At 74.4% G+C, this 6163-nt stretch carries 5 protein-coding genes and 1 pseudogene; 4 read left to right on the top strand and 2 right to left on the bottom strand.

Annotation, left to right across the window (positions count from 1 at the left end; all coding sequences use genetic code 11):
• The 4 genes and pseudogenes from AC069K_RS34700 to AC069K_RS34685 form a co-directional block, all read left to right on the top strand.
• Window positions 1-151, top strand: a pseudogene (locus AC069K_RS34700) (flavodoxin-dependent (E)-4-hydroxy-3-methylbut-2-enyl-diphosphate synthase); the annotation flags it as partial.
• 732 nt (window positions 152-883) lie between these two features.
• Window positions 884-1726 carry a GNAT family N-acetyltransferase gene (locus AC069K_RS34695; RefSeq protein WP_358837597.1) on the top strand — a complete coding sequence of 281 codons (843 nt, stop codon included), beginning with the start codon at window positions 884-886 and terminating at the stop codon, window positions 1724-1726.
• Between the two features lie 39 nt (window positions 1727-1765).
• Window positions 1766-2332 (top strand): GNAT family N-acetyltransferase, encoded by a 567-nt coding sequence (locus AC069K_RS34690; protein WP_365111161.1) that lies wholly within the window; start codon window positions 1766-1768, stop codon window positions 2330-2332.
• Window positions 2333-2404: 72 nt separating this feature from the next.
• Window positions 2405-4117, top strand: a complete 1713-nt coding sequence (locus AC069K_RS34685; protein ID WP_478622717.1) for a proline--tRNA ligase — start codon at window positions 2405-2407, stop codon at window positions 4115-4117.
• 685 nt (window positions 4118-4802) lie between these two features.
• On the opposite strand, the gene AC069K_RS34680 is transcribed toward AC069K_RS34685, so the two are convergent.
• Together AC069K_RS34680 and AC069K_RS34675 are read right to left on the bottom strand one after the other, a co-directional pair.
• Window positions 4803-5702, bottom strand: a complete 900-nt coding sequence (locus tag AC069K_RS34680) for an aminoglycoside phosphotransferase family protein (RefSeq protein ID WP_365111156.1) — start codon at window positions 5700-5702, stop codon at window positions 4803-4805.
• An 18-nt stretch (window positions 5703-5720) separates the two neighbouring features.
• Entirely contained in the window at window positions 5721-6152 is a 432-nt protein-coding gene (locus AC069K_RS34675; RefSeq protein ID WP_365111171.1) for a ferritin-like domain-containing protein, read from the bottom strand.
• Window positions 6153-6163 lie beyond the last annotated feature (11 nt).

Raw genomic sequence — 6163 nt, 5'->3', positions numbered from 1 at the left:
GGGGCAGATCTTCGTGAAGGGCGAGGTCATCAAGACGGTCCCGGAGTCGAAGATCGTGGAGACGCTGATCGAGGAAGCGATGAAGATCGCGGAGCAGATGGAGCGGGATGGGGTGGGGTCGGGGGACCCCCAGGTGTCCGTAACGGGATGAGCCCCTCCCACCCCTGGGTAACCCCCACCCCGCCCCTTCCCTAAACCCTCCGGGGGCCCCGGGGGCCCCACCCCGGCCCCCTCCGCTTGGGGGCTGCACCCTGCGGCCTCCTCTCCCTTCGGGGCTGCGCCCCGGGCCCCGTCTTTCGTGTGCGGACCGTGCTGGGTTGCTCGCGCAGTTCCCCGCGCCCCTAACTACCTGGGGGCGCGGGGAACTGCGCGCTCAGCCACAGACAACCCGCAGCCGACCACCGGCCCCCTGAAGGGGAGCGGGGAACGGCGCGACCAGCCCCCACCGGCCCGCAGGCGAGCGCCCGGCCTAAGAGGGGCGCGGGGAACTGCGCGACCAGCCCACCACCGGCCCGCGGTCGACCACCGGGCTTCGAAGGGGCGCGGGGAACTGCGCGAGCAACCGTCCACCGGCCCGCAGACGAATCCCCGGCCCACCAGGGGCGCGGGGAACTGCGCGACCAGCCCACCACCGGCCCGCGGTCGACCACCGGGCCTTGAAGGGGCGCGGGGAACTGCGCGAGCAAGCCTCCACCGGCCCGCAGGCAACCCCGGGCCAAGGCGCGGTGCCCCGCGCCCGTAGGCGCATCCCGGGTCGGGGGCGGGCCCCGGGGCCCGCGGCCGGCGGGGGCTCATACGCCCCCCGGCCCACCGGCCCCGCATCAACCCCACCCCGCCGGGTACAGTGCGGAGATCAGCAGACCGTATGGTGAGGCCCCACGTGTTGACGCAGACCACCACCCGGGTCCTCGAACCCGGTGACCTCGGCGCGGCGCTCGCCGTTCTGGAGAGCGAGCCGGTCGCCAACGCCTTCGTGGCCTCGCGCGTCCAGATCGCCGGCCTCGACCCCTGGCGGCTCGGCGGCGAGATGTGGGGCTGGTACGCGGGCGGCAGGCTCCGCTCGCTCTGCTACTCCGGCGCCAACCTCGTCCCCATCTGCGCCACCCCCGAAGCCGTCCGCGCCTTCGCCGACCGCGCCCGCCGCACCGGCCGCCGCTGCTCCTCCATCGTCGGCCCGGCCGAGCCCACCGCCCTGCTCTGGAAGCTCCTGGAGCCGCACTGGGGACCGGCCCGCGACGTCCGCTCCCACCAGCCGCTGATGGTCACCGAGCGCATGCCGGACGACATAGAACCCGACCCGTACGTCCGCCGGATCCGCAAGGACGAGATGGACGTGATCATGCCCGCGTGCGTGGCCATGTTCACCGAGGAGGTCGGCGTCTCCCCGATGGCGGGCGACGGCGGACTGCTCTACCAGGCCCGCGTCGCCGAGCTCGTCGGATCGGGGCGCTCCTTCGCCCGCGTCGAGGACGGCAAGGTCGTCTTCAAGGCCGAGATCGGCGCCGCCACCACGCGCGCGTGCCAGATCCAGGGCGTCTGGGTCGCCCCCGAGTACCGGGGCCAGGGCCTCTCCGTCACCGGCATGGCCGCCGTCCTGCGCTACGCCCTCGCGGACGTCGCCCCCGTCGTCAGCCTCTACGTGAACGACTTCAACACCGCGGCCCGCGCCTGCTACCGCCGCGTCGGCTTCCGCGAGACCGGTGCTTTCATGAGCGTGCTCTTCTGACACTCTCTGCGGGGAGTCGTCGGACAGTAGGGTGCGGCCATGGCACCTTCCTTTGGAGGCGGTCCCCGGAACCCCGAGGTGACGGTCACACCGCTCGACCTCGCCGCCCATGTGGACGAGGCCCTCGCCGTGCAGGCGGTCGCCTTCGGGCTCAGCCCGGAGGAGGTCGGCGTACGCCGCCACATCGTGCTGCGCCACCTCGCCACCCCCGGCGCGCGCGCCCTGGGCGCCCTCACCCCCGACGGAACGCTCGTCGGGTTCGTGTACGGGATGCCCAACGACCGCGCCCACTGGTGGTCCACGGTCGTCGAACCGTATCTGCGCCACAACGGCACCGACGCCTGGCTCGACGACTCCTTCGTGATCACCGAGCTCCACGTCCACCCCTCCCACCAGGGCCGGGGCATCGGCCGCGAGCTCATCACCCGGATCACCGACAGCGCCACCGAGCCCCGGTCGATCCTCTCCGCGATCGACACGGAGAGCCCGGCACGGGCGCTCTACCGCGCGCTGGGCTACCTCGACCTCGCCGGGCAGGTCCACTTCCCGAGCGCGTCGAGGCCGTACGCCGTGATGGGCGCGCACCTGCCGCTGCGCCGGCCGTAAACCGATTTCCACGCGCGCGTGGCGCGCGGATAACCTCCTGAGACCACCCGTGTACGTACAGGAGAGATCCCCATGGCAGCCGCCCAGGTCCAGCGCATGTCCCGTCTGATGGTCAAGACACTGCGCGACGACCCGGCGGACGCCGAGACGCTCAGCCACAAGCTGCTGGTGCGCGCCGGATACGTACGGCGCAACGCGGCCGGCGTCTGGAGCTGGCTGCCGCTCGGCAAGAAGGTCCTGGACAACATCTCCCACATCGTGCGCGAGGAGATGGACGCCATCGGCGCCCAGGAGGTGCTGCTGCCGGCGCTGCTTCCCAAGGAGGCGTACGAGGCGAGCGGCCGCTGGGACGAGTACGGCGACCTGCTGTTCCGGCTCAAGGACCGCAAGGGCGGCGACTACCTGCTCGGGCCCACGCACGAGGAGATCTTCACCCAGACCGTCAAGGACCAGTGCACGTCCTACAAGGACCTGCCGGTGATGCTCTACCAGATCCAGACCAAGTACCGCGACGAGGCGCGGCCCCGCTCCGGTGTGCTGCGCGGGCGCGAGTTCCAGATGAAGGACTCGTACTCGTTCGACACGACGGACGAGGGCCTCGTCGAGTCGTACGCGCTGCACCGCGAGGCGTACCGGAAGATCTTCGCGCGTCTCGGGCTCGACTACCGGATCGTCTCCGCGGTGTCGGGGGCGATGGGCGGCTCGGCGTCGGAGGAGTTCCTGGCCCCGGCCGCCGCCGGCGAGGACACGTTCGTGGACTGCCCGGCGTGCGACTACGCGGCGAACACCGAGGCGGTGACCTTCGCGGCGGCCCCCGTGGACGCGGCCGCGGCCGCCGCCGGGGCCGGCCCGGTCGAGGAGCTGGACACCCCCGACACCCCCACGATCGAGTCCCTGGCGGCCCGCCTGGGCGTGCCCGCCTCGGCCACCCTGAAGAACCTGCTGGTCAAGGTGGACGGCGAGATCGTGGCGGTCGGCGTGCCCGGCGACCGCGAGGTGGACCTGGGCAAGCTCGGCGAGCACCTGGCGCCGGCCGTGGTGGAGCTGGTGACGGCGGAGGACTTCGCGGGCCGGCCCGACCTCGTACGGGGCTACGTCGGCCCGCAGGGACTCGACAAGGTCCGCTACATCGCCGACCCCCGGGTGGCGCCGGGGACGGCGTGGGTGACGGGTGCCAACAAGGCGGACACGCACGCCCGGAACGTCGTGTGCGGCCGTGACTTCGAGGTCGACGAGTACCTCGACGTGGTCGTCGTCCAGGAGGGCGACCCGTGCCCCGCGTGCGGCGCGGGGCTGCGGCTGGACCGGGCGATCGAGATCGGCCACATCTTCCAGCTGGGGCGCAAGTACGCGGACACCTTCCAGCTCGACGTCCTCGGCCAGCAGGGCAAGCCGGTGCGGGTGACGATGGGCTCGTACGGGATCGGCATCTCGCGGGCCGTGGCCGCGCTGGCCGAGCAGACCGCCGACGAGCACGGGCTGTGCTGGCCCGCCGAGGTCGCGCCCGCGGACGTCCACGTGGTGGCGGCGGGCAAGGCGCTCCAGACGGAGGTGGCGCTGGACGCGGCGGAGCGGCTGGCGGCGGCGGGGCTGCGGGTCCTGGTCGACGACCGGGCCGGGGTGTCGCCCGGGGTGAAGTTCACCGACGCGGAGCTGCTGGGGGTACCGAAGATCCTGGTCGCGGGGCGGCGGGCCGGGGAGGGTGTGCTGGAGCTGAAGGATCGGCGGACGGGGGTGCGGGAGGAGATGTCGGTCGAGGACGCGGTCACCCGCCTGCGCGGCTGACCCCCCCGGGCCTGCGCCCCGCCCCCCTCGCGGGGCCTGCGGCCGCCGCCCTCCCCGCAACTCGCTGCGTCACCTGCGGGCCGGTGGAGGGCTGGTCGCGCAGTTCCCCGCGCCCCTGGGAGGGGGTGGTTGTCTGCGGGCGGGTGGGGGTCGCTCGCGCAGTTCCCCGCGCCCCTTATCGGCCGGATGCCGGCTGTCGGCCGGTGGTGGGCTGGTCGCGCAGTTCCCCGCGCCCCTGGGGGGTTGGTTGTCTGCGGGCCGGTGGGGGTTGCTCGCGCAGTTCCCCGCGCCCCTTGAAGGGCCGGTGGTTGTCCTGCGGGTTCGGTGGGGGCTTGTCGCGCAGTTCCCCGCGCCCCTGGGGAGCCCGGGGCGCGGGGGACCGAGCACCAGCCCCAGCACCTTCCACGACCCCCCGAACCCCGTCCCGCCAAGGGGCGCGGGGAACTGCGCGAGCAACCGTCCACCGGCCTGCAGACGAATTCCCGGCCGATGAGGGGCGCGGGGAACTGCGCGAGCAACCGTCCACCGGCCTGCAGACGAGTCCCCGGCCGCCAAGGGGCGCGGGGAACTGCGCGAGTGACCGTCTACCGGCCTGCAGGCGAATTCCCGGCCGCCAAGGGGCGCGGGGAACTGCGAGGAAGCCTCCACCGGCCCGCAGGCGAATTCCCCGTCGTAGGCGTAGCCCCTACAGCCAGCCCGCGAACTCCAGTAGTAGTTCCGCGTCCTGGGTGCGGCCCGCCGCTCTCGCTCGGAGGCCCGACTCCACTGCCCGGAACAGGGTCCAGCCGTGCAGCCGCGTCGCGTCGACCTCCAGCGCGTCCGCCAGTTTGTTGACCCGGCGGCGCGCCACCGACGCGCCGCTGGGGGCCGCGATCAGGTCCTCCACCCGGTCGCGCACCAAACGCGCCAGGTCGTAGGCCCGTTCGCCCACCAGCGGCTCCGGCCCCACCGTCAGCCAGGGCGCCCGCTCGGCCGAAAGCACCTTGCTCTGGCGGAAGTTGCCGTGCAGGAGCAGCTCCTCCGGCGGGGCGGCCGCCAGGGCGTCGCGGGCGGCCAGGGCCGCCTCTGCCAGGGGCGCCAGTTCGGACGGCAACCCGGCCCGCATCGGGGCCGACTGACGCTCCGTCCGCTCCGCCACCGACTCGAACGCATGGCCCCCGGGCGGCTCCACCCACAGGCGGCGCAGCGTCCCCGCCGCCTCCAGCAGGGCCTTCGCCTCGGGCAGCGAGCGCAGGGACACCTCGGGGTGCAGGCGCTCCAGCAGGAGGGAGTCCTGGGCCGGATCCTCCTCCAGGAGCCGTGCCGCGCCCCAGCCGGCCCAGTGCTCCAGTGCCGCCCGCTCCAGCTCCGGCCGCGCCTCTGCGGGCGCCAGCTTCAGGGCCGCGGGCGTACCGTCCTCACGCCGTACGAGCAGGACCAGGCTGCTGCGGCCGCCGGGCGCCTGCACCCGCTCCACCGTCAGCCCGCGCCCCGCCACCGCCGCGTCCGCGAGCTCGGGCAGCCGCCCCAGCCAGCGCGCGGCGACGGCGTCCCCGTACGTCTCGCCGAGCGCGCGCACCAGCCGCTCAGGCGGTTCGAAAGCCATACGTGCGTCGTCCCTTGGTCAGCTACCGGTCGGGCCCGGACGTTCGGCGAGCCCCGGAAAGGCTACGCTGCCGCCCCGCCACCGCCCCGCCCGCACCGCCGCCTCCCGCAGCGCGGCCGCGGCCTCCTGGCGCAGCGGGCCCTCGGCCGCGCGGACGAGATCGGAGTAGACCCCGGCCACCCGGTCCTCCAGCTCGGCCGCGAGCCGTACCGCGGCCGCCGCGTCCGGCACCGGGAACGGCAGTGCGTACGCGGGCGCCGAGGCGACGGGGGTGGCGCCCAGGTCGCGCACGGTCCGGGTGAGCGCGTCGCGCCGGGCGCGGTGGGCGGCGTACGCCTCCCGGGCCTCGGCCCCGCGCGGCTCGTCGACGCGGCCGCCCAGCACCCCGTACCCGTACACCGCCGCGTGCTCCGCGGCGAGCGCCGCCTGGGCCGCCTCCAGGGCGGGCATCAGGACCGCCA

This window comes from Streptomyces sp. NPDC043908 (genome assembly GCF_056435525.1).
Note: the sequence above shows the minus strand (reverse complement) of the source record. Positions and strands in the feature narration are given on the sequence as shown.

Excerpts from the sequence above, each read along its gene's own strand:
- AC069K_RS34675 (WP_365111171.1), bottom strand. The coding sequence starts at position 6,152 with ATGCCCGCCCTGGAGGCGGCCCAGGCGGCGCTCGCCGCGGAGCACGCG.
- AC069K_RS34690 (WP_365111161.1), top strand. The coding sequence starts at position 1,766 with ATGGCACCTTCCTTTGGAGGCGGTCCCCGGAACCCCGAGGTGACGGTC.
- AC069K_RS34685 (WP_478622717.1), top strand. The coding sequence starts at position 2,405 with ATGGCAGCCGCCCAGGTCCAGCGCATGTCCCGTCTGATGGTCAAGACA.
- AC069K_RS34680 (WP_365111156.1), bottom strand. The coding sequence starts at position 5,702 with ATGGCTTTCGAACCGCCTGAGCGGCTGGTGCGCGCGCTCGGCGAGACG.